Raw genomic sequence first — 26,358 nt, 5'->3', positions numbered from 1 at the left:
ACGGGGCCAACTGGACCGACCGGACCAACAGGACCAACAGGACCAACAGGGCCAACGGGACCGACTGGACCAACGGGACCGACTGGACCAACAGGACCAACAGGGCCGACAGGACCGACAGGACCAACTGGACCAACAGGGCCGACAGGACCGACAGGACCAACAGGACCGACCGGAGTAACCGGACCAACGGGGCCAATGCCTGCAACTGAATGTGATTGCTGTGTTGAGCGAATGAAAGAATACCTGGAATCATTAGAAGGCGCCACGAACATTAGTATTGCAACGACGATACAAAGCGCCCAGGGTGGGTTCACTAATGCAACCATAAATAGAGTTGTTGGTGATTATGTGATTATCAATAATGGGGATGCAGCAATACCGATTTGTAAGATTGTCGGGCTAGGAGGAAGCGCTACTTCTGCATTATTAACAACACCACTACCATCATCTGAAGATGAAGAAGGTGGCTTCTGTGAGTGCTGTGAACAAGCAACACGGGAAATTCTGCAATTGATCAAGGATAGGCCAGCGACTGCAGACTTCTTAACCGAGGGTTCTGGCGACTTTGGTAACTTACAGAATTTCACCATTCTAGAAATTCAAGAAGGATTAGTGAAGATCCGAAGTGGAAATGATGTCAGGGTACTCTCAACTTGCCACATAGCAGCTCTGTCAGATATAAATCCAAACCTGATTGTCCCTTAACACCATAACGAGATGAGGCTGTCCTAAGAGTGAATCTCTTAGGAACAGCCTTTTTCATTCTTTTACAAATTCAACAATTGATTGGTTCTTAAATATATTGATACATAATGTATCAATATGAAACATTGTTAGAAGGTGAAGATATGATTCAAACGCTAAGAACAAACGAATTCAATAGACGTCTGGCACGTCTTCCGGATGCTGAAAAACAACTGCTGACGCGTATAAGAAGAAAAGAAGATGATCAACTGCATATTGTTTACGCTATGACCCATGTCGGTATTTCTGGCGGAGTCAAAGTCATATTTGAGCATGCAAACAGGCTGAAAAAAGCAGGTGCGAGGGTATCGCTGGTATCTCATTTTCAGAAGCCGTCCTGGTTTCCGATTGAAACAGAATATATCCAGGTTCCATTTGACCTTGACCTGGCAAAAGGGATTCCAAATTGCGATGTGATTGTCGCGACTTATTGGGATCATATTCAGGCGTGCATTGAAACGGGGATTGCACCTGTTGTTTATTTTGAACAGGGTGATTTTCATTTGTTTGATTATGACTCAATGAACGGTACTTTGAAGAATTTCATTCAGAGACAACTGGAAATTCCTCCTTTTATTTTCACTGTTTCCAATCAGGCATCAAAGCAGATTGTCAGTATTTATGGCAGGGAGGCAAAGGTTATTCCCAATGCGGTAAATGAAGATATTTTTACGATGAATGGAGGAAAAGAAAGGGGAGAAAGGCCTTATCTGCTAATGGTAGGCGCAGAGTCAGCCAAGTTCAAGGGAATCGCTGATATCATATCAGCTTATGAAAAAGTGAAAAGTGAATTTGATATAGATTTATATTGGATAACTCCTGAACAGCCTTCTGAAGCAATGAAGAAGAGGGTGGCCAAGGTTTTTGTCGGTCCCACTCAGCAAAAAATCAGCAGTTTATACAGAGGGGCTTCTTTGTATATTTGTGGGTCAACCTACGAAAGCTTTTCCCTTCCGTCTTTAGAGGCTATGGCCTGCGGGTGCCCTGTTGTTACGACTAATAATATTGGGGTACTTGAGTATGCAGTCGATCAGGAGAATGCTGTTATATGCCAAATGAAAGATCCTGTTGAAATGGCAGAGAAAATGGCCTGTGTATTATCAAGTGAAGAAATACAAAAAAGATTAACGGCCAATGGTCTCATAACAGTTGAAAAATATAAATGGAATACAATAATCGAGGAACTGTTGGATTTTTATAAAAAAGTGGCTGCGCATAAAGTAAAGGGGCAGAATCGGCTTTCCGACTGGGAAATAGCCGTAAAAGCAGAGTATTTTCTCGCAAAGGAAGATTTAGCGAAGCTGAAAAGTTTTTTGCGGGTTACCAGTGCCGATATTGTGAAAGCTCCTGTGGTTTACGCTGTTGAAAAAGCACCGGCAATAGCCAGGTGGGAAGTCGTTGCTTGTCGCAAACACGTGGATGAGGGAATAACGGAGCATTGCTTCACACCATTATTGCCGTTTAACAAGCTTCAGCTGTTTAATTTTCCTGGGTACAGGTCATTTTTAGTTAAAGAATATGAAAATGCCCTGGCTGAATTTCAATTTCTGTATGATCGGGAAGAAATTGAAAAGGAAAAAGCCGCAATAGGCCGCTGGGTCATTCTGAGTCTTTTGAGACTGCAAAGAAAACAGCTGGCAAAGAAGAGATTAATGGAGTATATCAAACAATTCCCTGATCATGCTGATTTTTATTGGCTGAAATCACAGCTTGATGAAAATGCGAAGGAAAAAGCCAGTTCAATTGAAACAGTTAAGCTTTTAGGTGATGCCACGTCACTTCCTGAATTTTTCTATCAAGTGAATCGTGAAAATTCAGCCGAAAAACCAACCTGAAACCCTGTTGGAAAAGTAAACAAACACTTCTTTCGTATATTTGAATATACCTAAAATGACTGAAAGAAATTTGAAGGTAAAAAGGAGTTTTTCAATTGACCTATTCATTTTCGCCGGAACAATGGGAAAAGTTGTTCAGGCTTGGCTATCCGGGTCCCTGGGATAAGGAGTCAATGGCCTCGGAGGCTATTTACAGAGGCGGAGAGGCAATTGTTAAAAGCAAACTATTAAAAAATCAATATCTTCCTTATAATCTTGAAGATATCATCGAGGAAGGCATGAAGGACCTTTCGAAGGATATAATCTGCCTGCAAACAGCAAGCGAAGTAGAAGTTCAGCTGTTAGAGGCTTTGCGAGAAAAGAAGGGGTTCAGTGTAATAAGGATTGGTGATGGCGAAATATTGGCTTTATCACATGATATCCTGGTTACATCAAAGGAAATTAATCAAAACAGAAGGCTTAAGGGTATGGGGGGATTTAAGGCCCCGAACCATGAGAAAAGAGATTTATTGGCTAAGAATCTGCTAGAGGCTGATATTGTTGGCATACCAGAAGCGAGATATCCTGTCTATCAGAGGATGTTTAATCAAGTCGCTAAGGAGTATAGTTTGCCATTGCAGTCTATGAAATTGGCCACTTCGCTGATCAATTATCAGCTCAATCAGGAAACTGCTTTTTATCATCATGTGTTAGAGAATTATCGAGTCCTGCTGATTGGAAACCGTTCGGCTGATGGAGAAGAATTTTTCATTAAAAAGGGATATAAATCCATTGCAGGCACTATAAAGGTTCCGGGATTTGATTCGATTGAAAAAGTGTTGGAAGAAGCCGATCGATATGAGTATGATATTGCCTTCGTTTCAGCAGGGGTAGCTGCCAACATCATCTGTGTGGAGATTGCCAAGAGGGATAAGGTGGCAATAGATTTTGGACATTTGCTCGATTGGTATTTATCAGGCCGGAGGGTGATCAGGACCGAATGAGGATGACGATTATCTCTTTTCTCAATCACATAACCGGGGTGTTTTTATGATTAGTGTCATTTTGCCAGTGTACAACGGGGGGGATTTCCTTAAGGAAACCATCAGCAGCATCTTGAATCAGACACATAAAAATCTGGAGCTTATCATCGTAAATGATGGTTCAACAGATAACAGTGAAGAGGTAGTGCTGACCTTTACTGATGAAAGAATGAAATATTGTAAACAAGAGAACAAGGGAGTGGCGGAGGCTTTTAACAAGGGATTATCAGAGGCCAAAGGAGACTATATTACCTTCCATGGGGCCGACGATATCTCCCTTATAAACCGTTTTGAGCGGATGCTCAAGATCCTTCAGCACAGCGGGATTGGAGTTGTGCATTCTGATATGCTCCTGATTACTGCTGGGGGCTCACCGATGGGCTATTGGCAATCGGGAAATGTGCTGTCTGAAGACCTGTATTCTTTTTTCCTGAATGTAGGAACTCCATTCAATAACCCAACGATGATTTTTAAAAGAGATGTGCTCAAAAGCGAAGTAAAATATGATCCTACTATTAAAGTTGGGTCCGATACGGATTTTATTTTGAAGGCTTTACAGAGTGACTGCCTGTCCTATCATATCCCGGAGCCTTTGTATCTTTACAGAAGGCATCAGACAAATGTGACGAACCAGAAAAACCCGGCTGTACTGGCTCGGCATGTGAAATTGAATCTTTCCGATGATGACCTGAAGAATATTCACGAAGCAAATGGGGGTCCTGATGGTACAGGTCACAATCTTTTTGCTGCTAAATTAATTGCCGGGCTCGCATTATCCCGGAGATGGATGATGAATGAAGCATTTATCCTCTTTAATGAGGCCATCCCATTAATCAAGAGTGACCGTGACCGTATTTTTTTTGAAGGAATGAAGGGATTGATTGAAAAAGACTATCCGCGTGCGGTTAAGCACTTCACCAAGCTCGAGAACAGGACCCATCTGGAGGAAAATTATTTGGGTGAAGCCTTGATGCTTTTAAAGAAATATAACGAGGCGTACCCACATTTCCTTAAAGCATTGGAACGGAGTCCGGATTATCATTCTCCTGTTCAGAACCTCAAAGCAATCGGCACTTTAAGAGGGCTTAATGTCATTGATAAACATGTCAATAAGTATAAATAGACCCCCAGATCCAGGGGGTTCTTCTATTCAGATACCCGGGTTTTACAGAACACGAAGGAGTGGAATCCATTGAAGGAGAAATTGAAAATTTTACTGCTGGTCAAGCCGTTCTGGATTAAGTTTCCGAAGCATAAGCCAAAGTATGAAACGATTGCTGCCCTGGAGAGCCATGCTGAGGTCAGGTACTGGCATAAAGACGGAAACATAAAAGATATCTTGCGAAGAATCGATTTTAAACCGGATTTCATTCTTCAGTATGATGTGGCGTGGGGATATGCCTTTTCACCGATCATCAGCGGCCTGGGGCAAATCGACATCCCTAAAGGGTCAATTGTAATCGACATCCATTACTTTCCCTATGTAAGAAGACAATATTTTGAAGATACCAATATGGATATGATTTTTTCCCTCACAAAGTCACCCTTTTTGAAAACATTCCCCGAATATCAGGAGAAGTTCAGGTGGTGGCCGTTTTCTATTAATCCATCTATTTTTAAAGATTGGCAGCTTGAAAAAGACATCGATTACTTACTGATGGGCCAGGTGTATGACCCCGACGGACAGAACAACACAAATACCCCAAAAGGGAGATACCCTTTCAGGGAGGAAGTTTTAAAGATGATGAAGGGGATTGATGGCTTTGTCCATCACGCTCATCCAGGGCATGATGCCCCTGAATCTGCGATCCTGAATGAAAAGTATGCCCGTGAATTAAACCGGTCTAAAATTTTCTTCACTTGCGGGGGGCAGTATAAATACCCTGTTCTGAAATATTTTGAAGCCCTGGCATGCAGGACCCTGCTGCTTGCCGAGCCGGTACAGGATATACTGGATCTAGGTTTTAAAGATGGCCATCATTTCGTGGCATGCGATCTTTCAAACTTCCAGGAAAAAGCGCAATATTATCGGGACCATGAAAAAGAACGGCAGCTCATAGCTGATAATGGATATAGGTTTATCCATGAAAACCATACGAATGAAGCCAGAGCCAGGCAAATGGTTCAATATATTCAGGAGTTTTTAGATGGAAAGAAAAAATGAATCCATGAAAGATAAAAAAGACGAGGTATCGAAATCTCGTCTTTTTTGCTTAATTTTTTTCGGTTTTAACTTCTTTTAAAACCTTTTCAAGATAAGCTATTACATCTTCCTTCAGTTCATCTCTTTGAAGGGCAAAATCAATCGTTGTCTGGACAAAGCCTAATTTTTCGCCAACGTCATAGCGATTCCCTTCGAATTCGTATGCGAACACTCTTTGGATTTGATTCAATTGCTGAATGGAATCAGTCAATTGTACTTCGCCTCCTGCACCCACTTTCTGCAAATCAAGAAACTTGAATATTTCAGGGTTCAAGATATAACGGCCGATGATCGCTAGGTTAGAGGGGGCGGTTCCCGCAGGAGGCTTCTCGACAAAGTTTTGAACATGATATCTCCGTCCATCCTGTGCGGAAGGATCAATGATGCCATACCGATGTGTCTCCTCAGCCGGGACTCGCTGAACACCGATGATACTTGAGTGTGTCTCTTCATATTGGGTGATCAGCTGCTTTAAGCAGGGGGTTTCGCTTTGCACGATATCATCTCCGAGCAGAACGGCAAACGGTTCATCTCCGATAAAATTCCTCGCGCACCATACGGCATGTCCTAAACCCTTTGGTTCTTTCTGGCGGATGTAATGGATATCAGCCAGTTTAGAGGGGTGCTGAACCCGCTCGAGTAAATCGAGCTTTCCCTTTTCGAGAAGATTTCGTTCAAGTTCATGTGCAATATCAAAATGGTCTTCAATGGCTCTTTTGCCTTTCCCGGTCACAATGATAATATCCTCAATTCCCGATGCTACTGCTTCTTCTACAATGTATTCAATGGTCGGTTTATCGACGATCGGAAGCATTTCCTTTGGCATGGCTTTGGTAGCCGGCAGGAACCGGGTACCTAAGCCTGCAGCAGGAATGATGGCTTTGCGTACTTTTTTCACTAGCCTTCCTCCAATAATTAGTTGGTTTGTACATTATACTTATGAATGGTCTTGCATATGATTGTGATGACAAGAATCGGTGACTGCATGATGGCTGGAAAGAAGCTTAGGAAAAAGAAAGTGGTTTGTGATCAACTGATGATCTCCTTTAAAGCCTCACATATTTCCCGGATTTGATCCTTGGTTAACTCAGCGTACATCGGCAGGGATAAAAGGCTGCCGGCATATTCTTCGCTGAGCGGAAATGTCCCTTCAGGAATTCCAGGGTCTCCATAGGCTTCGGTGAGATGGATTGGCGCCGGATAATGGATACCTGTTTGGATGCCTTTGTCGAGCAGCTTCTTTTGGGCATCTTCACGATCCTTGATGCGTATTACAAACAGGTGGTACACATGCCTGACATCTTCTTTTTCAATTGGAAGAATGATATTTGTATCTTTCAGCATCTCCTTGTATAGAGAAGCATTTTTCCTTCTGGCTTCAGTCCACTGTTCGATATAGTTCATTTTTACATTCAGGATGGCAGCCTGGATTCCATCTAATCTGCTGTTATAACCGGCAATTTCATGAATGTATTTCACTTTGCTGCCATGCTGGCTCAAGAGGCGCACGCTGCCAGCAAGTTCCTGGTCATTCGTCACCACGGCACCGCCATCACCATATGCCCCTAAATTCTTGCCAGGGTAAAAGCTGAAGCATGCGGCATCACCGATCGACCCAACCCGTCTTCCCTTATATTCAGCGCCATGAGCCTGGGCTGCATCTTCAATCACTTTAAGTCCATGCTGGGCTGCGATTTCGAGGATTGGGTCCATATCTGCAGGCTGTCCATATAAATGGACTGCAATAATTGCTTTCGTTTTTTCGGTAATCCTGGAGGGAATCTCTTCTGGATTGATCGTATACGTCTCTTTGTCATGATCGACGAATACCGGCCGTGCACCTACGGCTGTAATCGCTTCTGCAGAGGCAATGAAAGTATTGGCAGGGACAATTACCTCGTCCCCATGTCCGATGCCCATTGCCTTTAAGGTAAGCCACAAAGCGTCCGTTCCATTGCCGACACCAATACAATAAGACGCGTGGCAATAATCAGCGAAGTTTTTTTCGAAAGTTTCGACCTCTTTGCCGCCTACAAATGCACAATCCTCGAAAATTTTTTCGACGGCTTTCTTCACTTCACCTTCGATGCTTTTATACTGGGCCTTCAAATCTAAAAATGGGATCATTCTTGGTTTCTCCTTAATAAAAGATCACTTTCCTCGAGTACTTTTACAACATTCAAACCTTTATTTCCGCTGCTCAAAGGCTCTTTGTTGTTCAGGACGCAATCTGTGAAATGGGAAAGCTCAACACTCAATGCTTCTTTTAAAATAAGCTCGGGAAAATACTCTTTTTCATTCTCATACTGGTAGGAAATAGTGCCATCTTCATTTTTTGAGAAGTCTGCATGCTTATGAAATACCTTTATTTTCTTCTCGGGCTCCATGTCGTCGTAAATCATCATGCCTTTTGTTCCGACCACCGTCATTTTCCGGACCTTTTCCGGGTATAGCCAGCTGTTCATAATATAGACTTTCTCTCCGGTTGAATAGGTTAAGTTAAGAAAAGCGGTATCTTCGAGCTGTGGATTGATATCTCGATGCCCATATGCTTTGACCTTGGTGATCTGGCTGCCGATCAGATAGTCCGCAATCGATAAGTCATGAGGAGCCAAATCCCATAAGACATTGATATCCTTTTGGTATAAACCTAAATTCAGACGCTGGGATGTAATATACCGAATGGTCCCTATTTCACCTGAATCAATAATTTCCTTCATTTTTTTGACGGCGCCAGTGTATACAAAGGTATGCCCGACCATAAGTGTTAGGTTCCTGGAGTCTGCAAGTTTACAAAGTTCTTCTGAAGTTTGAACAGAGTCGGTGAGAGGTTTTTCAACAAAGACATGCTTGCCGTTAGTGAGGGCTTCTTTTGCAAATCGATAATGGGTATTCACTGGGGTCACAATCAGTACGAGATCTATTGCGGGGTCCATGATGATGTCAAGGTAGTTTGTGGTGGTTTTAATGTAAGGGTATAAGGCTTTTTGTTTTGCCAGCTGCTCAGTATTCAAATCTGCAACATAGATTAACTCAACTCCAGGCAGGGCATCCAGATTGCGGATAATATTTGGTCCCCAATAGCCGCAGCCTATGACTCCTGCTTTTAACATACATTGATCCCTCCTTGAAAAATTTTCCTGCAGCGGGATAGGATACATTATTCCTGGATGTATCGAATGACTTTAGCCGGGTTTCCGGCAACGATCGAGAATTCCGGCACATTCCTGGTGACAACACTGCCAGCACCGACTATTGCGCCTTTACCGATCGTGAGTCCGGGAAGGATGGTACTGCCGGATCCGATGGAAGCCCGTTCTTCTACAATCGTTTCCAGGAGAGTCCATTCTCCATCATTTTGCAAGGAGCCATCCGGATTGGTGGAGCGGGGGAACATATCGTTCGTGAACATCACCCCGTGGCCGATAAAAACTCCATCTGCTATATGCACTCCTTCACATAAAAAAGAGTGGCTTGAGATTTTGCAATTTTTTCCGATTTTAACTCCTTTTTGGATCTCAACGAATGTGCCAACCTTTGTTCCGTCTCCTATTTCGCAGCCATAGGCATTTACGAAATCATAAATCTTGACGTTCTCACCTAGCTTTACATTGTTTAAATTGCTTTTATTACTCATATAACACACACCCATATCTATCATTTTTAAAGAGGGGGATCACCGATTCATAATCAGTCTCTTTATGGTATATGTTCTGAAAATGGAAGTGTATGGGGGGGTGCCTACAAATGAGAAAAATCCTCTGGAAAATCAATGGCTATGCTGGTTTATTCCGATCTTGATGATCCGTGATAACTGGCTAGATATTCTTCCACATATTCAATAAATTGCTGTGCCCTTACATCGTTTGTATGGTGGGTATGGATAAACTCGTAGCCTGTATCTGTTATTTTTTTTCTTTCTGCCTCGTTTTCCAGATAATACATCGCTTTTTCATAGAAATTGGATTCATTACAGGCAATAAAGTTTTCACCATCTACGAATCCCAATTCGGTAAGGTCCGGAACAGGTTTTGCCAGGAGCAGCGTTCGGCACGCGGGAGCTTCAAAGTATTTCAGTACAGGATATTGAAACTTGGACCCGCAGGTAAAGAACATTTTTGCCCGGTTTAGTTCTTTCGCATATTTTTCATTAAGATAGTTTTTTGAAGTATTCTTTGCGTAGTGTCCAGGGTGATGGTGAAATAGAAAGCCTTCTTCTTTCCTCATCCGCACTAAAACTTCCTCTCTAAATGGGTACTTGCCCTTTGGAGTACCAGTCACATTCCTGCTTTTTCGTTCCCTGTCAAAAACCTGCCCCATCAGCAGGAAATTAATATTCTTCTCAATCTGCCAATCTTTAAAAACTTCAGGATTGATGGCAAAGGGGAGCCAGCGGAACTGGTCCTTATATTGAGGGAATTTTTTCAAGAATGGTGACTTTGTTACAGAAAAAATCAAATCAATTTTATTTCGATTAAAAAATTTAACTCGTTCAGAGGGACTATAGTGGATATCAATCACGAAGCACCCTTTTGGGATGTTGATTTTGCCTAATCCCTTTATCCTTGGGGTCAGGGGGCTGTTCCAGGCATGATCATAGTGCAGAATGAAATCCGGGGTGAAATTCAATGCAACTAAAATATCATTGATGTTGCCGTCTTTATGCCAGTACCGTACGTCGGCGAATTTTTCGATTGCTTTGATTGTATCGAACTTTGGTTGATGCTTTGGTGCCGATTTGTTGAAAGACTTGATCAAAACAAGAATCTTAAGTTTCTCTTTTTCTTCCATGAAAAACACCTCCATATCGGTGTAAGGACTTGTTTATTTTAGCTTATTCACTCTTTTTCCCGATGCCTGGTCAATTGTCACAATTGAACGGCGGAATGGTCATTTTATTTACACAAACAAACTGCGACTACATAAAATAACGGAGAGTAATTGCCAGAAGGTTTCCATGATTTCGGGGGATTTCAGCTAAAAAGGCCAGAAAGGATTGTTAAGATGAAAAATGTTACAGTTGTTGGTTTAGGAAAGATTGGTTTGCCCTTAGCCGCAATTTTTGCGAATTGCGGACATTTTCATGTGTACGGAGCAGATATCAATAAAGCAGTGGTGGACAAAGTGAATCAGGGGATTTCCCATGTGGATAACGAACCGGGACTTGATGAGCTGGTTTCAAAAGCATATGAGTCCAAAACCCTGGAAGCAACAGTAAATACGTCAGAAGCGGTGAGTAAATCCGAGGTGGTAGTGGTGATTGTGCCGGTATTAACAAAGGGAAACGGCGCCACAAACTATCAATATATCGATTCTGCTGTAGAGGATATAGCAAGAGGGATTAAAAAAGGAACGCTTGTAAGCTTTGAAACGACTTTGCCTGCCGGTGATACGAGAAACAGGTTCGGCCGGACGATCGAAAAGATTTCAGGATTGAAGATGGGGGTCGATTTTTTCTTATCCTACAGTCCTGAACGTGTGTACTCCAACCGGATCATCAAGGACTTGTCTGCCTATCCAAAGGTAGTGAGCGGATTGAACGCCAAAAGCCTGGAGTTAGCAGCTGATTTTTATCAAAAAGGGTTAAACTGCGATATTTTACCGGTCAGCAGCCTGGAGGCAGCTGAATTTACCAAGGTTGCCGAATGCGTTTATCGTGATGTGAACATCGCTCTTGCCAATGAACTTGCGATGTATGCAAACAAGCTGGACATTGACATCATGGAGGTCATAAAGGCAGCAAACAGCGAGCCCTATTCGAATATTCACCTGCCGGGTATTGGCGTTGGCGGGCACTGCATTCCTGTGTATCCATACTTCTTTATCAATAATGGCCTTGAGGAGGGCTTGACCACTTTATCAAGAAGGATTAACGATGACATGGCCAAATACGCTTTACGGCTGGCAGAAGAACATCTGGATTCGTTAAAGAACAAAAGGGTCTTGATCTTAGGCCTGTCATTCCGGGGAAATGTGAAGGAGCCAACAAAATCATCCACATTGCTTCTGATTGATGAATTGAAGGAAAAGGGAGCTGCAGTATATGTCGATGATCCTTTATTCGAGGCAGGGGAGATTTCAAAATATGGTGTTGTTCCATTTTCAAAACAGCAGGCGGAAGAAATTGAACTGATCATCCTGCAGGCATACCATGATGAATATAAGAACATGGACTTTTCAGCATTCAAAAACTGCAGCCTGGTTCTGGACGGAAGGAATGTGCTGGATAAACAGGCCATTATGCAGCAGGGCATTCATTATCTTGGAATTGGAGTTAAATAGCCGGCAATTAAATGGCAAGAGGAAAGAGGAAATCTTCATGATTCCCTCTTATTTTTTGCCGCTATTTTTCATGAAATCATTAAAAAATTTCTCATTGAACAAGACCTGCTTGTCATCTGGCCGGTATTTTTTGGCGTTCTGATTGTGTTCAATCGATTTTTCTACATTGCCTAGTTCCCAATGGCATACACATAGCTGAAGATGCGGATACCATGTGGAATAAGCCTGGTTCTGGAATCCGGCTGTGTCCTTATTCATCTGGATCGCGGTAGTATACCAGTAGATAGCTGTTTGATAATCCTTTTTGGCCTTGAAAATGTCGCCAATCCGGCAGCACGGTTCAGGCCGGGGTGCATCGTATGATAGTGACTTCAGCAAAGCTTCCATTTCTTCGTCCTTTTCTCCTAGATGGACATGGCAATCAGCCAGATTCAAACACGCTCTTATGTTGTCCTCCACCCAGCCTTTTTTGCCTCCAAGGAACTCATGATAATAAATGATCGCTTTTTCATATTGCCTGTGATCACGCAGCTCATTGGCATAATAATATAAGTCCCTTGGAGTGAAGTCCTCTCCTCTTTTAATCCGCTTCTCATAAATTCTTAAATTCCTGTCAGATGAATGGCCGGTCGATTGTTTTTCATTCTTTTTATGCTCAACTGATATATCAGAAGATAAAATATTGCCGCTCACATCAAGATATTCATGGACGGGTCCGATCCATTTGAAGTTCTTGCTCCTCTTCACCAGGCGGTTCCTTCTGTAATGGAAAGTCGGGTTCCCAAATTCATCTCTGAGGATGACATAGATCATGGAGACACCATCAACATCCTTTTTCAGGGAGGTTTTCAGCTTTTTGAACTTTTGCTGGTCAGCCGGCAGCAGAATATCGTCGGCATCGAGCCAAAGGATATAGTCCATCGTTGCGTTGCTGAAGGCAAAATTGCGGGCTGCGGAAAAGTCGTCAATCCACTCGAAATCGAGTACTTTATCACTGTACTGCCTGGCTATTTCCTTTGTCCGATCAGTCGACCCGGTATCAACAATGACGATTTCATCACAGATATCCTGTACACTCCTGAGACAGTTCTCCAATACTTCTTCTTCATTTTTAACAATCATGCAGAGACTGATGGTGGGCATTGATTTCCCTCCTGTAAAAGATTTTCTTCACATTTTATGTAAAAGGATAACGATGTGAAACCCCTTTGAATCCGGATGTGCAATATAGGCCGCCAGGCAAATACTTTATTTTAAATAGCCCAGTGGGATGCTAAGTGGCGGAAAGTTAAAATTACCATTTCAATCAGTTTGATAAAAAGTGCTCAAGCATGGTATAAGTGTAAAAGGAGCAGGAGCATTCTGCTTTTTAATTTTGGGATCATGGGTAAGCTCTGGTATCCCATGATGAGAGGGACTGAACGATTATGAAAGAAAATTTCTGGCGTGATTTACCACGGCCGTTTTTTATACTGGCACCAATGGAAGAAGTGACGGATGTTGTTTTCCGTCATGTAGTGAGTGAAGCAGCAAGACCTGATGTATTCTTTACCGAGTTTACAAACAGTGATAGTTATTGTCACCCGGATGGCATCAAAAGTGTGCAGGGGCGTTTGACTTTTACAGAGGATGAACAGCCGATTGTCGCGCATATATGGGGGGACAAGCCTGAATATTTCCGGCAAATGAGCATCGGGATGGCAGAAATGGGATTCAAGGGCCTGGATATCAATATGGGCTGTCCCGTGCCCAATGTGGTGCAGAATGGAAAGGGAAGCGGCTTGATCCGTCGTCCGGACGTTGCAGCAGATCTGATTCAGGCAGCAAAAGCGGGAGGATTGCCGGTAAGTGTCAAAACAAGGCTTGGCTTCTCGGACTTAGACGAGTGGAAGCCCTGGCTGAAACACATATTGGAACAGGATATTGTCAACCTTTCCATTCATCTGCGCACAAGGGATGAAATGAGCAAAGTGGATGCTCACTGGGAACTGATTCCGGAGATCAAGAAGCTTCGTGACGAGGTCGCTCCGGATACACTTTTGACGATCAATGGGGATATTCCTGACCGACAGACCGGCCTCAAGCTCGTGGAACAATATGGTGTCGATGGTGTGATGATTGGCCGTGGTATTTTCCATAATCCATTTGCTTTTGAAAAGGAGAAGAAGGAGCATAGCAGTCAGGAATTGCTTGATCTTTTAAACCTGCATATGGATCTTCATGATAAGTACTCGCATTTAGAACTGCGGCCGTTCACGGCTTTGCATCGCTTTTTCAAAATCTATGTCAAAGGGTTCCCCGGGGCGAGTGGGTTAAGAAATCAATTAATGAACACTAAATCAACGGATGAAGTGCGTGAATTGCTTGATCAGTTTGCGTCCAAGGATTTGGGTGGAGTGGGAGAGCAGTAGGAGTGAGTTGAAAATCAAAATGACTCGATGACTTTCAAAGAGTCAGATTCAATAATAAACAGTTAATTGGCTGGTGTGGAGTCTAGGGTAAACCGGACTCATGCCTGCCAATTTTTTTGTTTGTTATTTTAGTAATCTATATTAGGTTTCCCGTTCCCAAACTTTATAGTGCGATATTTTAAGTAAACTTCAGGGTCGTGATGGTACAGCTCGGATAGCCAAAGCAGGACGGTTGTAGTCCGGGCCATAAGCTAATAAATAAACGAAGTATTTATGACTTCTTTGAAAAAATGAGGATTTTGTATAAGCCATCTTTTATATATTAAGTAGAAATAAGCAGCTGACTTTTTCTTTTAAAGGTCTGGGGGGAAGAAGTGATGAAAGAGGGAAAAGAAATAAGGATTGGAGCCATCTATCCTTTTACAGGCTCACTGTCAGCAGTTGGGAAGGATATTCGCCAGGCCATCGATTTGGCTGTTGAAATTGTAAATAATCGATATGATTTGGATTTGCCTTTAGCTCGTACTATAGGCCTTCCTATATTAGAAAATCGAAAATTTAAAGTGATTTATGGAGATTCAGAGGGTATACCGGAAATTGGGCGGGAAGAAGCCAAACGATTAATTGTAAAAGAGAAGGTTGCGGCCCTAATTGGTTCATATCAAAGTAGTGTGACTTTGCAAGCTTCTGCTATAGCTGAAGCAAAAAAAGTGCCTTTCTTAACACCAGATGCATCTGCCCCGTCGCTTACAGAGAGGGATTTTCAGTTTTTTTTCAGAACAGCACCTAATGATCATCTATATACAAATCTTTTCTTTGAACTATTTCATTTTCTAAGATCAAGAGGCAGAGAGATCAACAACTTTGCTATTTTGACCGAGGACTCTATTTTTGGATTAGAAGCAGCTGCGATTGAAAAAAGTCTTATCCGGAAGTTCCCTGGAGAACTTACAGCTTTTGAAATATATACCCCGCCTGTTACATCGCTAGTGAATGAACTCACCCGGATTCGAAAAAGCAAAGCTCAAGCAGTTTTTGGTCACCAGTTCCTTTCTGATGCTATAAATGTCGTTCAAGGTCTTAAAAGGTTAAATTGGTTTCCAGAAGGGCTGGTGGTCCAAAATGCAGGTTACACCATACCTGAATTCCTTGAAACGGTAGGGGAGGATGGCAATTATATTATTAGTCGTGTTGCCTGGGCACTCGGGTTGGGCAGAGTCAAACCGATTGTAACGGAAGTCAATGAACTTTATCGCTCAAAATATAAAGAAGATATGAATGAAACCAATGCACGCAGTTTTACAGGATTACTCGTCCTGGCTGATGCCATTAATCGAGCTGGAAGTATAAATAGAGATGAAATAGTTCAATCTCTGCGTCAAACCAACCTGCCAGGAAAAAATTTAATAATGCCATGGCGAGGCGTCCGATTTGATTCAAACGGGCAAAATATATTGGCGGATGCTTTACTGGCTCAAATTATCAATCAGGAATATAAAATTATATGGCCACTCTCAGTTGCCGAAACCCCGGTCGTGTGGCCGGCACCGTCATGGAATCAGAGATAGCATAGTGAAGACGGCTTATTATTGTAAGAAAAGCCGTCTTCATCAGAGAATGTAATTTTTTTTGCTTTAAAATCATATCCTGCTTATTTGCCACTTTCTAATTACCTCAGCAATCTAAAAAGAAGCCGCTAGCTCACCGCGTATAAATTAAGTGTTTTCTCCAAATTCCTTTTGTTCAAAGTGAAAAAGTTTTATCGATAAAAGTCTGTTATTTTTAGTGCCATGCCCGCTAAAAGAAATCAAAAGGGGTTATACTTTTTCCTCCCACCAGCCAAACGCGACTCTTGCATGTACCTGACTTTTTCCTGGGGATCGAAAGAAAAAGGAAATAGAACTTCCAGGCGGGATGATGAACATACCTTGAAAGTCATGCTTTGTGAGGGTTGTAGTTGGCTCAACCCTCCGTACAAAGGCGTTAGTACCCCGACTTGGCTTTCCTGAAATGAAGCTGGCGTTTTTGATATCCGTCATCGGCATTGGCGGGGGATTTAAGGCCTGGTTCCCTGAAGCAAAATGCGGCGATGTTTTTCCGTTTCCGGGAAGGATGCTGCCTATCCAGGCTTCAGTGGTTAATGCCTCATTTGAATAGTTGCTGATGGTATAGGCGTTTAAGAATATATTCACATTGGAGTCCGCTGGGTTGACCAGTCCGCCCCATCCGTTGTAACCACCACCGAAGGATATGAGATCTGTTTGACCAAGAAAGTATTCACCGAGATAGGAGTGATATACATTTTCGGGCAGAACGGTGACCTCATTGAGGTGTTTCTCGCTGTCCATTGACTTGAAGTTCATGCCAGCCATCTCCTGCTCATGCATTGGCCGCTTCCTCCCACCAGGTCAAAACGATTGTCCCTGAGATGTATTGATAACCCGGCGGCCTTAGAAGTATGGAGAATGAGTCTCCGGGACCAATAATGATGGAGCCATTGTGTGAATCGCTAATAAGGGTGGAATTTTGAGGAACAATTCGATCGAATATATTCACACCTTTGGCCATGGGCTCAGCAGAATATCCAGCATATTTCAAGATTGCCTTTGGAAGTGGAGAAGGTGAAATCGCCTGATTGGTTGGAGTTACATGGGACGAGACCGCTGCATTTCTCGGTGGAACAGCGTTTAACCAGATTTCACTGATGAAGTTTTGGTTTGAAAGGTTTGTGATCGTAAAAATATCGATGTACACATTGACCCCAGAATCAGCTGGATTGACGATTCCGCCCCACGCGTAATATCCGCCCCCGAAATTCAGCAATCCGGTTTTGCCGATAAAGTATTTTCCGCGCCTTGAATTTAAGGCTGGACTGGTTACATTCACCACTTCAATTGTCTGTTTATCCATTTCATTTGGCATACCATTACTCCTAACTGTTCATTTGTCAGAATATATAATATGAAACATTTTGGGCAGATGTTCAGGTTGGTTTTACATTGAGGGAGCAGGGGGTACGTTCCCTTGCATCCAAAATAGAAGCATATGAGGCATTCTTTTCTTCCTGGCTGTAAAAAGTTGTAATCCAAAATGCCCGCGTTAATGAAGGACAATAGGAGCACACAGAATGTCCTCAAGCCCAGAGATTAGGTTATTTTATCCAGTTTTTTAATTTATTCAAATAATTCCAATTATTCATGATATTTCGTGCATAGAAATATATAATAGACCCATCCAATGGAAATTGATGGGAGGAATGGTATTTTTGAAGAAGAAATTGATTTTACCCGTAGTTCTGTCGTCGGCAATGTTGGTAGGTTCGATCCCGATGAGCAGTGTATTCGCACAGCCATCCGATTCCAGCAGTGGACAAGCTTCCAAGGCGTGGAATGAGAAAGCAAGCGTTCCTTTATTTGTGAAGGAGCGATATGCGGAAAAGTTTTCTTCCAGCACAGCTTCTGAAGCGTTAAGTTATCTGAAACAGAACCAAGACAAAACAGGAATTCCTCATCCTGACAAAAACCTCAAGGTAAAGAGCACTCAAAAAGATGAACTTGGTATGACTCACGTTCGTTTCAACCAATCTATAAATGGTGTAAAAGTTGAAGGAGCCGAAGTTGTTGTTCACTTTAATAAGAATAATGAAATCGTATCCGTCAACGGAAGAACCAATCAGACAATTGCAGAGGAATCAGTCGACACAAATGCCACAGTAAGCAGCGATGAAGCTTTGAAAGCGGCACTGGCTTCTGTCAATGCACCGGAAGAGCTGACATACGAGCCTACTTCTGAGCTTGTTGTCCTCCCTTTTGAGGGGAAAAATTACACAGCTTATAAAGTGAATGTTAATTTCATGGGAAATGAGCCTGGAAACTGGTTCGTTTTTGTGGATGCGAAAACGGGAGAGGTAATCGATCAGTACAATGGCTTGATGCATGCTGATGAGCAGACGCAAAAAGGTGCAGGGAAAGGCGTGCATGGCGATCATAGGGAGCTGCATATTACCCAGGTGAAAGAGGCGAATGCCGGAACTAAATTTGCGCTGGCAGATTACTCTCATGAGAACCTTGGAGGCATAATAACCTATGATGCCAAAAATGATAATAGCTTCAGTAACGATACTGTCTATGTTGGGAATTCGGCAGCCTTTATCAGTGACTATGACCGCGCTGCTGTCGATGCACACTATAATTCCGAGAAGGTATATGAGTATTATTTAAATGAACACGGCCGTAATTCCCTTGATGGAGAAGGAATGGCGATTGTTTCGAGAGTCCACTATGGCAACAATTATAACAATGCTTCCTGGAATGGGCGCTGGATGACCTATGGTGATGGCGATGGGAAATTCATGATTTCGCTATCAGCTGGCCTTGATGTTGCTGCACATGAGATGACTCATGGCGTCATCACTCATTCTGCAAATTTGGTGTATCGAAATCAATCCGGAGCTCTGAATGAATCCTTCGCTGATGTCTTTGGTGCACTCATTGACGACAGCGATTGGGAAATGGGAGAGGATATTATGGCACCGGAGGCTAAGGCTAGTGGAGCAACAGTGTTGCGCAGCTTAAGCAATCCAAACGGTGTTGTTGTCAGCAACGAGCAAAGAAGAGCATACAGCACAAATGGCGGAGTCTATCCTGACCACATGGACGAGTTTTATCATATGCCAACCACAGTAGATGGCGGTGGGGTCCATGTTAACTCTTCAATTACGAACCATGCGGCATACCTGATCGCCCAGGATCTTGGAAGAGAGAAATTAGGGAAGATTTATTATCGTGCTTTAACGGTTTACTTAACTTCGAATTCCGATTTTAGTGATGCAAGACAGGCGGTCGTCCAGTCAGCAATCGATCTTTATGGAGAAGGCAGCGAGGAAGAAGCAGCCGCTAACGCTGGATTCGACGCGGTCGGGATCTATTAATACTTTTGAATGGTACACTGAAATCCCTCAGACCTTGAGTTTGAGGGGTTTTTAATTAATAGATCAATATAGCGTAGCCACCCTGTATCCAAAGAAGGCGTTCACATAATTGTTGATTAAGTTTGAAAATAACTGGATTGATCCAATACGTAATGTGGTATTATTTTCCCTATAAATAGACAGCTGTTTTTCTGAATTTCCTCGTATGCCGCTCTCGATTTTCTCCATATTTAAAGTCTTTGATTTCTAACTTTAAGGAATACCTCTTAAATGAACCCTCAAATCTCCAACGAATATCTCTAACTCTCTCATATTATTTTCAAAATAAAATCCTTTAAACGTGAAAGGAGTGATTAGCCATGTAACTGTTTATCAGTTTCACTAAGGTATCGTAATCAAATCATTTTTTACTTTCGAAGGAGGATTATCAATCAATGGGCCATGATATATACGGATTGAATAAAGCAAGGGAAGAAATTGCTTATGCGCGTTTTAGCATGGGGAATCGTAATGCACTGCTGCTTTACAATTTGCTTGATTCACTTCAATTTTATGCTGGAGTAAGTGGGTCAGGAAAGTTCTCGACTTTTTCGTTACAACAAATAGAAATGGCAATGAATGACTACAAGAAGTTTTTTAAAACTGGTGATACCCCGTCGGAAAGTGATTGTACATCCTGGGATCAAAAACAAATCCTGAAATTTATCCAAAGTTGTTTGGCAACAGCACAAAAAGAAGATAGCGTCGAAGTGTATTTTGGTTAGTAGTCTTCCACCTAAATCCACTCCCCTATCCCCCTCAGATGCCCCTATTCATAAAAGATTCCAATTATAAATACTAAATCCCTTGTCCCTTTCATAGTTATTAATGTTGAAAGCTTAATTATTTTTATTTTTGCGAAAGGGGAACGAAAATGGACAAGGATACTGCAAAGGTTGGAAAATGCCCGGTGATGCACGGGGGTGCTACTAGTCAAAAAACGAGTGGTACGGCAAATAGAGACTGGTGGCCAAATCAGCTGCAATTGAACATCCTTCATCAGCATGACCGCAAATCCAACCCTATGGGAGAAGATTTTAATTATAATGAAGAATTTAAAAAGCTGGACTATGATGCACTTAAGCAGGATCTTCAAGAACTCATGACAACAAGCCAGGACTGGTGGCCGGCTGACTACGGTCATTATGGGCCATTGTTCATCAGGATGGCCTGGCACTCAGCAGGAACGTATCGTATTGGCGATGGCCGGGGCGGCGGCGGAACGGGTTCTCAGCGTTTTGCGCCGCTGAACAGCTGGCCTGATAACGGCAACCTGGATAAGGCCCGCCGACTGTTATGGCCAGTCAAGCAGAAGTATGGCAACAAGATTTCATGGGCTGACTTGATTTTACTGGCAGGCAATGTGGCGATTGAGTCGATGGGCGGCAAGACAATCGGCTTTGGCGCAGGACGCCCCGATATCTGGCATCCGGAAGAAGACACTTATTGGGGTGTTGAATCAGAGTGGCTCGGGGATAAACGGTATACAGGCGACCGCGAGCTGGAGAACCCGCTTGCTGCGGTACAAATGGGTCTTATCTATGTGAATCCTGAAGGACCGAATGGCAAGCCGGACCCACTCGCAGCAGCCCGGGATATTCGCGAAACTTTTGCAAGGATGGGAATGAACGATGAAGAAACAGTAGCGCTGATCGCTGGCGGCCATACTTTTGGTAAAGCCCATGGTGCAGGGGACGCGGCCAAAGTAGGTCCGGAACCGGAAGCAGCTCCGATTGAAGAGATGGGTTTGGGCTGGAATAACGCATATGGCAGCGGCAGAGGACGTGATACCATCACTAGCGGCCTCGAAGGAGCCTGGACGGCAAATCCGACACAGTGGGATAATGGCTACTTTGATTTACTGTTTGGCTATGAATGGTGGCTGACAAAGAGTCCGGCTGGTGCCTATCAGTGGCTGGCTGTGGATCCTGCCGAGAAAGATCTTGCTCCGGATGCAGAAGATCATTCTGTAAAAGTTCCAACCATGATGCTTACAACCGATATTGCCTTGCGCCATGATCCGGCATATGAAAAAGTGGCCCGCCGATTCCATCAGAATCCAGATGAGTTTGCGGATGCTTTTGCCAAAGCTTGGTTCAAGTTATTGCATCGAGACATGGGCCCTAAATCAAGGTATATCGGTCCGGAAGTTCCAAAAGAAGATTTCGTCTGGCAAGACCCTGTTCCCGCTGTAGATTATGAATTAACGGATGGGGAAGTAAAAAAGATAAAGGAATTGATTCTTGACTCGGGACTTTCCATCAGTGAGTTAGTGACAACGGCCTGGGCATCGGCAAGTACTTTCCGCGGATCTGACTTCCGCGGAGGAGCGAACGGTGCCCGCGTGCGACTGGCTCCGCAAAAGGACTGGGAAGTGAATCAGCCGGAGCAGCTTTCAAAGGTACTCAATACACTTGAAGACATTCAAAGCCAGCTGGACCAGGAAGTCAGCCTTGCCGATTTGATCGTACTTGGCGGCAGTGCAGCGATCGAGAAAGCTGCACATGACGCAGGCTTTGATGTAACTGTTCCGTTTGCTCCGGGGCGCGGGGATGCAACAGAAGAGCAAACTGATGCTGAAGGCTTTGCAGTGCTTGAGCCCTTTGCCGATGGCTTCCGCAACTATCAGAAAAAGCAGTATGGCGTAAGTCCGGAAGAGCTCTTGCTGGATAAGGCGCAGCTATTAAACCTCAGTGCACCTGAAATGACGGCCCTGATTGGCGGCATGCGCGTCCTCGGCACAAACCATGGCGGGACAAAACACGGTGTATTCACTGACCGTGTCGGCACGCTCACCAATGATTTCTTTGTGAACCTGCTCGATATGGGAGTGGAATGGAAGCCTGCAGAGGGCGGAGTATATGAGGGCCGTGACCGTAAAACGGGTGATGTTGTACGTACAGCTACCAGAGTAGACCTCGTCTTTGGTTCCAACTCACAGCTGCGTGCGATTGCGGAAGTGTATGCCCAGGACGATAACAAAGTGAAGTTTGTTCGCGACTTTATTTCTGCGTGGGTCAAGGTAATGAATGCAGATCGTTTTGACCTGCATGCAAATGTTGATGAAACTTCAGAATTAGCAATAAATTAATAGTTTGTAAGATAGCAGGTCAGTAAAATGATCTGCTATTTTTTCTGCGCTCGAACCGGGGCGCGAGTGAAAAATTCAATATGGCATGAGCGCAGTGGTTAAAAAACCTGATTTTCTGGGAACAATTATCTATTAACAACCTGCTAATAGTTAAGGTATGATTATTGAGTATTTAGAAAGTTGAGATTTTTTATATGTTAAAATCTTTGTATTGTAATATAATATTTCAGCCTCTATAATACTTAGTACGCGGACAGTTGTATTTTTAAAGAGGACAGTTAATGATTGTCCTTTAACTGACCTTATGCACTCAAAAAGAGAACTTACTTGTGGGGGAGATGACGATGAACGATTTACTGAAGAAGTTGAACCGAGTAAGCCTGGTGAAACAAATTATTGCGGGTCTATTAATTGGTGTGATCCTGGCACTGACAATCCCTGAAATTGCAAAGCCGGTTGCTATCTTTGGGTCATTATTTGTAGGGGCCCTGAAAGCAGTTGCTCCTGTTTTGGTATTATTCCTGGTTATGTCGGCGATTGCCCAGCATAGGCGCGGGCAGAAAACAAACATGAAAACAATCCTTTTCCTGTATCTTTTTGGAACGTTTGCGGCAGGACTTATTGCCGTTATTGCCAGCTTTATGTTCCCGGTCAGCTTAAAGCTTACGGCTGGCGCTGAGGGTGTGACGCCTCCAGGAAGTGTCGTCGAGGTACTTAAAACCTTATTGCTCAACATTGTAGATAATCCGGTTAACGCTATTATAAATGCTAATTATATCGGTATTTTAGCCTGGGCTGTCCTGATCGGTCTTGCCCTGAAGAGTGCAGCAGATTCCACAAAAACGATAATTGGAAATTTTGCCGATGCGATGTCCAAAATCGTCGCATGGGTGATAAAATTCGCTCCGCTTGGCATCATGGGCCTGGTATTTGAATCGATCACGACAAACGGTCTCAGTTCTTTGCTTGGCTATGGAAAATTGCTTGCTGTCCTGATTGGATGCATGCTTGCAGTTGCACTTATCGTCAATCCAATCATCGTGTTCACTTTAATCAGGCAAAATCCATATCCGCTTGTTTTTAAATGCTTGAAGGAAAGCGGGATTACAGCCTTCTTTACACGAAGTTCAGCTTCAAATATCCCTGTGAATATTAAAATCTGCGAAGAATTAGGGCTTGATAAGGACTCCTATTCTGTTTCAATTCCATTAGGCGCAACGATTAATATGGCTGGAGCTGCCGTGACGATCTCCGTCATGACACTTGCTGCAGTCCATACACTTGGCATTCAGGTGGATATTCCGACTGCCATCCTTCTGAGTGTGATGGCCGCCATCAGTGCTGCCGGTGCTTCGGGCGTTGCAGGCGGTTCGTTATTGCTGATCCCTCTTGCATCCAGCTTATTCGGCATCCCGAATGATGTCGCGATGCAAGTGGTTGCAGTAGGCTTTATCATTGGCGTTCTTCAGGACTCCTTTGAAACAGCGCTTAACTCATCGACAGACGTTCTATTCACGGCTGCAGTAGAATTCAAGAAATGGCGCCAGGAAGGAAAAGTCATCAACATCAAAAAAGCATCATAATTGGCTGCTTTTCACTTATTGGCGAAAGTTAAAACATATCGACCATATTCTCAGATATATCAGCGGATTTTCAATTTTATCGACCACATCCACTGGTGGCAAGGGGAAGTCCCTTTGCTTCCAGTTGGAGCTTATATTAAGATAAGATAAAAGTGCACATCAATTGAGGTGCGCTTTTTCTGTGTAAGCAGAAGACACGTAATCATAGTTACATAGCATGAAAATGCGATAAAAAGGAGTCAAAGATGTCTAAAATAGATGAAAAAAACAAAAATCTTATGAATGCCCTGGAAGATCTGGGGGTATCTTATCGTCAGTTTGGGAAAATGGAAAAAAAGTTCTGGAAGAAGGCTGAGGCACCTGTCCGTCTGATTGATGTTTTATCAGTGCTGACAAAAGTTGAATTAGACGCAATCCGTAAACAACTTGAACTTGGCGGAATGAGCACCCTGAAAAAGGCAGAGCTTGCAGCTGAACTTGCACAGGTCATTCCTGCACACCTTGAAAGGGTGTTATCAATATTTGATCAAGAAATGTACAACCTGATAAAAAAACTAATTAAGAAATCCGGCTTATTGCCAATTGAAGATGTGTCTCTCGATTACAACATAAACTCGCTCATGAACCTGGGAATCGTTTTTCCGGTCATGCTGAATGGTCAAAAGCAATACGCGATGCCGGTTGAGCTTTTAGATCAATTTAAACAAATTGACCAGGCTAAGCTGCAGGAATGCATCCAGCGAAATTCAGAATGGATCCGGCTGATTCACGGGATGACCTATTATTATGGTGTCATCGAATCTTCAAAAATGATTGATAAGCTTGAAGATTTAACGAAGAATGAAGTGGATATTAGAAAATACTCGCAGGTAGTCAGGCTGGCTAGTGACTATTATCAGCTAATGGGTGTTTACTACCATCGCTTGGACGGATATCTCGTAGATGAGAGTATAAATAATGTTGAAGAAATTATTGAAGAACATCGTTCAAGGCCGGATGTTGATTATTATCCGTTCACCAAGAAGCAGTTTTTTATTGCCGGTCAACCCGGATTCATTGATAAATCTCCCGAAATGGTGAAATTCCTCCGTTTTTTATCTGAATCATATGACATGACAGCAGAGGATAAAGATGAAATTGCGGAAGCATTAATTTATATGATCAATTCAAATGATCCTCCATCAAAATTGATTGAGTATTTACAAAGTGCTTTAGAGTTTCCTACCTTCGAATTTGTGCAGCAGCTGACCGCACATGTCATGGAGGTCTACAACAATACGCGCAAGTGGGCTCTGAAAGGTTACAAACCAACGGAACTGAGAAAAGAAAGAGAAAACCATTTGAAATCCAAGCCCGCGCATCCTTTTCTACAGCCTCACAGTCCTTCAAATGTAATCGATTTTAGCACCAGACAAAAAGTTGGACGCAACGATCCCTGCCCTTGCGGAAGCGGGAAAAAGTATAAGAAATGCTGCGGGAAATAGGCAATTTGATAAAAGCGAAAGAAGGTCATATAAAATGAAAACGGAAAAAGAGAAGATGGTGGCCGGGGAAATGTACAACCCTGCTGATCCGGTACTGGTAAAAGATCGTGAGGAAGCCAGACGCAAAGTCAGGATCTATAATCAAACACTGGAAACGGAAGGAGAAAAACGAACGCAGTTACTAAAGGAATTGCTAGGTTCTACGGGAGACGCTGTTTTTATGGAGCCGAATATCCGATTTGATTATGGCTATAACACACATGTAGGAGAAAATTTTTATGCCAATTTTGACTGTACCATCCTCGATGTGAGTGAAGTCCGCTTTGGCGATAATTGTATGCTCGCCCCTGGCGTGCAAATCTATACGGCCACACATCCGCTCCATCCGACGAAACGTAACTCTGGCAGGGAATATGCGAAGCCAATCACGTTTGGAAACAATGTATGGATTGGCGGGGGTGCCATCATAAATCCAGGAGTTACAGTGGGAGACAATGTGGTGATTGCATCAGGAGCAGTCGTGACGAAGGATGTCCCGGATAATGTCGTCGTTGGCGGTAACCCGGCTAAAGTGATTAAGCGGATTGAGTTGTAAGTCGGAAGGTTTTGAAGTTGAAGTGTTGTGGGGGAGATTATGCTTTTTTTCGGACAAGTCTAAATGCCCGAACTTGGGGCTATTTCGGACAAAATCATCGTGAAGAGCTTGTGAAATGTCCGAACCTGGTCTGACT

At 43.2% G+C, this 26,358-nt stretch carries 21 protein-coding genes and 2 pseudogenes; 14 read left to right on the top strand and 9 right to left on the bottom strand.

Going from position 1 to position 26,358, the window contains the following annotated elements:
- The 5 genes from FS736_RS24450 to FS736_RS19230 form a co-directional block, all read left to right on the top strand.
- On the top strand, positions 1-708 hold a 708-nt coding region (locus FS736_RS24450), incomplete at its 5' end, for a hypothetical protein (protein ID WP_186326853.1).
- Between the two features lie 143 nt (positions 709-851).
- Positions 852-2,582 (top strand): glycosyltransferase family 4 protein, encoded by a 1,731-nt coding sequence (locus FS736_RS19245; protein ID WP_186326852.1) that lies wholly within the window; start codon positions 852-854, stop codon positions 2,580-2,582.
- A gap of 95 nt (positions 2,583-2,677) precedes the next feature.
- On the top strand, positions 2,678-3,565 hold the full coding sequence (locus FS736_RS19240) for a GT-D fold domain-containing protein (RefSeq protein ID WP_144480338.1): 888 nt from the start codon (positions 2,678-2,680) through the stop codon (positions 3,563-3,565).
- Between the two features lie 46 nt (positions 3,566-3,611).
- Entirely contained in the window at positions 3,612-4,727 is a 1,116-nt protein-coding gene (locus tag FS736_RS19235) for a glycosyltransferase (protein ID WP_144480336.1), read from the top strand.
- Positions 4,728-4,796: 69 nt separating this feature from the next.
- Entirely contained in the window at positions 4,797-5,768 is a 972-nt protein-coding gene (locus FS736_RS19230) for a glycosyltransferase family protein (RefSeq protein ID WP_144480334.1), read from the top strand.
- A gap of 49 nt (positions 5,769-5,817) precedes the next feature.
- Here FS736_RS19230 and galU read toward each other — a convergent pair whose 3' ends face one another.
- The 6 genes and pseudogenes from galU to FS736_RS19205 all read right to left on the bottom strand — a co-directional run bounded on the left by galU (position 5,818) and on the right by FS736_RS19205 (position 10,598).
- A complete protein-coding gene (gene galU, locus FS736_RS19225) occupies positions 5,818-6,705 on the bottom strand; it encodes a UTP--glucose-1-phosphate uridylyltransferase GalU (protein WP_144480332.1) in 888 nt (295 codons plus the stop codon).
- A 131-nt stretch (positions 6,706-6,836) separates the two neighbouring features.
- Positions 6,837-7,934, bottom strand: a complete 1,098-nt coding sequence (locus FS736_RS19220; protein ID WP_144480330.1) for a DegT/DnrJ/EryC1/StrS family aminotransferase — start codon at positions 7,932-7,934, stop codon at positions 6,837-6,839.
- Positions 7,931-8,920: a Gfo/Idh/MocA family protein gene (locus FS736_RS19215; protein WP_186326851.1), complete on the bottom strand. Its 990-nt coding sequence runs from the start codon at positions 8,918-8,920 to the stop codon at positions 7,931-7,933. Before FS736_RS19215 ends, FS736_RS19220 begins: the two co-directional genes overlap by 4 nt.
- A gap of 62 nt (positions 8,921-8,982) precedes the next feature.
- Positions 8,983-9,204: pseudogene (locus tag FS736_RS25735) on the bottom strand (DapH/DapD/GlmU-related protein); the annotation flags it as partial.
- A gap of 18 nt (positions 9,205-9,222) precedes the next feature.
- Positions 9,223-9,444 (bottom strand): annotated as a pseudogene (locus tag FS736_RS25730) (LbetaH domain-containing protein); the annotation flags it as partial.
- 149 nt (positions 9,445-9,593) lie between these two features.
- A complete protein-coding gene (locus FS736_RS19205) occupies positions 9,594-10,598 on the bottom strand; it encodes a glycosyltransferase (protein WP_144480324.1) in 1,005 nt (334 codons plus the stop codon).
- A gap of 213 nt (positions 10,599-10,811) precedes the next feature.
- On the opposite strand from FS736_RS19205, the gene FS736_RS19200 reads away from it, so the two are divergent.
- Positions 10,812-12,089, top strand: coding sequence for a nucleotide sugar dehydrogenase (locus FS736_RS19200; RefSeq protein ID WP_144480322.1), 1,278 nt, complete (start codon positions 10,812-10,814; stop codon positions 12,087-12,089).
- A gap of 48 nt (positions 12,090-12,137) precedes the next feature.
- Here FS736_RS19200 and FS736_RS19195 read toward each other — a convergent pair whose 3' ends face one another.
- Positions 12,138-13,232 (bottom strand): glycosyltransferase, encoded by a 1,095-nt coding sequence (locus FS736_RS19195; protein ID WP_144480320.1) that lies wholly within the window; start codon positions 13,230-13,232, stop codon positions 12,138-12,140.
- A gap of 284 nt (positions 13,233-13,516) precedes the next feature.
- Between FS736_RS19195 and FS736_RS19190 the strand changes: the two genes are divergently transcribed.
- Both FS736_RS19190 and FS736_RS19185 read left to right on the top strand, forming a co-directional pair.
- A complete protein-coding gene (locus FS736_RS19190) occupies positions 13,517-14,500 on the top strand; it encodes a tRNA dihydrouridine synthase (RefSeq protein WP_144480318.1) in 984 nt (327 codons plus the stop codon).
- A gap of 377 nt (positions 14,501-14,877) precedes the next feature.
- Positions 14,878-16,068 carry an ABC transporter substrate-binding protein gene (locus FS736_RS19185; RefSeq protein WP_144480316.1) on the top strand — a complete coding sequence of 397 codons (1,191 nt, stop codon included), beginning with the start codon at positions 14,878-14,880 and terminating at the stop codon, positions 16,066-16,068.
- 249 nt (positions 16,069-16,317) lie between these two features.
- Here the strand turns inward: FS736_RS19185 and FS736_RS24830 are convergent, their stop codons facing one another.
- Both FS736_RS24830 and FS736_RS19175 read right to left on the bottom strand, forming a co-directional pair.
- On the bottom strand, positions 16,318-16,887 hold the full coding sequence (locus FS736_RS24830; protein WP_222125084.1) for a DUF6143 family protein: 570 nt from the start codon (positions 16,885-16,887) through the stop codon (positions 16,318-16,320).
- The gene (locus FS736_RS19175) at positions 16,880-17,422 is read right to left on the bottom strand and encodes a DUF6143 family protein (protein ID WP_144480314.1); all 543 of its coding nucleotides are present in this window, start codon (positions 17,420-17,422) and stop codon (positions 16,880-16,882) included. Before FS736_RS19175 ends, FS736_RS24830 begins: the two co-directional genes overlap by 8 nt.
- A gap of 343 nt (positions 17,423-17,765) precedes the next feature.
- On the opposite strand from FS736_RS19175, the gene FS736_RS19170 reads away from it, so the two are divergent.
- The 6 genes from FS736_RS19170 (at position 17,766) to FS736_RS19145 (ending at position 26,222) form a co-directional block, all read left to right on the top strand.
- A complete protein-coding gene (locus FS736_RS19170) occupies positions 17,766-19,430 on the top strand; it encodes a M4 family metallopeptidase (RefSeq protein ID WP_144480312.1) in 1,665 nt (554 codons plus the stop codon).
- A 434-nt stretch (positions 19,431-19,864) separates the two neighbouring features.
- Positions 19,865-20,194 carry a hypothetical protein gene (locus FS736_RS19165; protein ID WP_186326850.1) on the top strand — a complete coding sequence of 110 codons (330 nt, stop codon included), beginning with the start codon at positions 19,865-19,867 and terminating at the stop codon, positions 20,192-20,194.
- A 149-nt stretch (positions 20,195-20,343) separates the two neighbouring features.
- Positions 20,344-22,560 carry a catalase/peroxidase HPI gene (katG, locus tag FS736_RS19160; protein WP_144480310.1) on the top strand — a complete coding sequence of 739 codons (2,217 nt, stop codon included), beginning with the start codon at positions 20,344-20,346 and terminating at the stop codon, positions 22,558-22,560.
- Between the two features lie 344 nt (positions 22,561-22,904).
- Positions 22,905-24,143: a serine/threonine transporter SstT gene (gene sstT, locus FS736_RS19155; protein WP_144480308.1), complete on the top strand. Its 1,239-nt coding sequence runs from the start codon at positions 22,905-22,907 to the stop codon at positions 24,141-24,143.
- A gap of 245 nt (positions 24,144-24,388) precedes the next feature.
- A complete protein-coding gene (locus FS736_RS19150) occupies positions 24,389-25,627 on the top strand; it encodes a YecA family protein (protein ID WP_144480306.1) in 1,239 nt (412 codons plus the stop codon).
- A 34-nt stretch (positions 25,628-25,661) separates the two neighbouring features.
- Positions 25,662-26,222, top strand: a complete 561-nt coding sequence (locus FS736_RS19145; RefSeq protein ID WP_144480304.1) for a sugar O-acetyltransferase — start codon at positions 25,662-25,664, stop codon at positions 26,220-26,222.
- Positions 26,223-26,358 lie beyond the last annotated feature (136 nt).

This window comes from Cytobacillus oceanisediminis 2691, from assembly GCF_007678455.1.
In the GTDB taxonomy this organism is placed as follows: domain Bacteria; phylum Bacillota; class Bacilli; order Bacillales; family Cytobacillaceae; genus Mesobacillus; species Mesobacillus oceanisediminis_A.
The sequence above is the reverse complement of the archived record's forward strand: the minus strand, read 5'-3'. Positions and strand labels throughout refer to the sequence as shown.

What these genes read in the sequence shown, in the direction of transcription:
- FS736_RS19245 (WP_186326852.1), top strand. Translation starts at nt 852, where the DNA reads ATGATTCAAACGCTAAGAACAAACGAATTCAATAGACGTCTGGCACGT.
- FS736_RS19235 (WP_144480336.1), top strand. Translation starts at nt 3,612, where the DNA reads ATGATTAGTGTCATTTTGCCAGTGTACAACGGGGGGGATTTCCTTAAG.
- FS736_RS19220 (WP_144480330.1), bottom strand. Translation starts at nt 7,934, where the DNA reads ATGATCCCATTTTTAGATTTGAAGGCCCAGTATAAAAGCATCGAAGGT.
- FS736_RS19215 (WP_186326851.1), bottom strand. Translation starts at nt 8,920, where the DNA reads ATGTTAAAAGCAGGAGTCATAGGCTGCGGCTATTGGGGACCAAATATT.
- FS736_RS19205 (WP_144480324.1), bottom strand. Translation starts at nt 10,598, where the DNA reads ATGGAAGAAAAAGAGAAACTTAAGATTCTTGTTTTGATCAAGTCTTTC.
- FS736_RS19200 (WP_144480322.1), top strand. Translation starts at nt 10,812, where the DNA reads ATGAAAAATGTTACAGTTGTTGGTTTAGGAAAGATTGGTTTGCCCTTA.
- FS736_RS19195 (WP_144480320.1), bottom strand. Translation starts at nt 13,232, where the DNA reads ATGCCCACCATCAGTCTCTGCATGATTGTTAAAAATGAAGAAGAAGTA.
- FS736_RS19190 (WP_144480318.1), top strand. Translation starts at nt 13,517, where the DNA reads ATGAAAGAAAATTTCTGGCGTGATTTACCACGGCCGTTTTTTATACTG.
- FS736_RS19185 (WP_144480316.1), top strand. Translation starts at nt 14,878, where the DNA reads ATGAAAGAGGGAAAAGAAATAAGGATTGGAGCCATCTATCCTTTTACA.
- FS736_RS24830 (WP_222125084.1), bottom strand. Translation starts at nt 16,887, where the DNA reads ATGCATGAGCAGGAGATGGCTGGCATGAACTTCAAGTCAATGGACAGC.
- FS736_RS19175 (WP_144480314.1), bottom strand. Translation starts at nt 17,422, where the DNA reads ATGCCAAATGAAATGGATAAACAGACAATTGAAGTGGTGAATGTAACC.
- FS736_RS19165 (WP_186326850.1), top strand. Translation starts at nt 19,865, where the DNA reads ATGGGCCATGATATATACGGATTGAATAAAGCAAGGGAAGAAATTGCT.
- katG (WP_144480310.1), top strand. Translation starts at nt 20,344, where the DNA reads ATGGACAAGGATACTGCAAAGGTTGGAAAATGCCCGGTGATGCACGGG.
- sstT (WP_144480308.1), top strand. Translation starts at nt 22,905, where the DNA reads ATGAACGATTTACTGAAGAAGTTGAACCGAGTAAGCCTGGTGAAACAA.
- FS736_RS19150 (WP_144480306.1), top strand. Translation starts at nt 24,389, where the DNA reads ATGTCTAAAATAGATGAAAAAAACAAAAATCTTATGAATGCCCTGGAA.
- FS736_RS19145 (WP_144480304.1), top strand. Translation starts at nt 25,662, where the DNA reads ATGAAAACGGAAAAAGAGAAGATGGTGGCCGGGGAAATGTACAACCCT.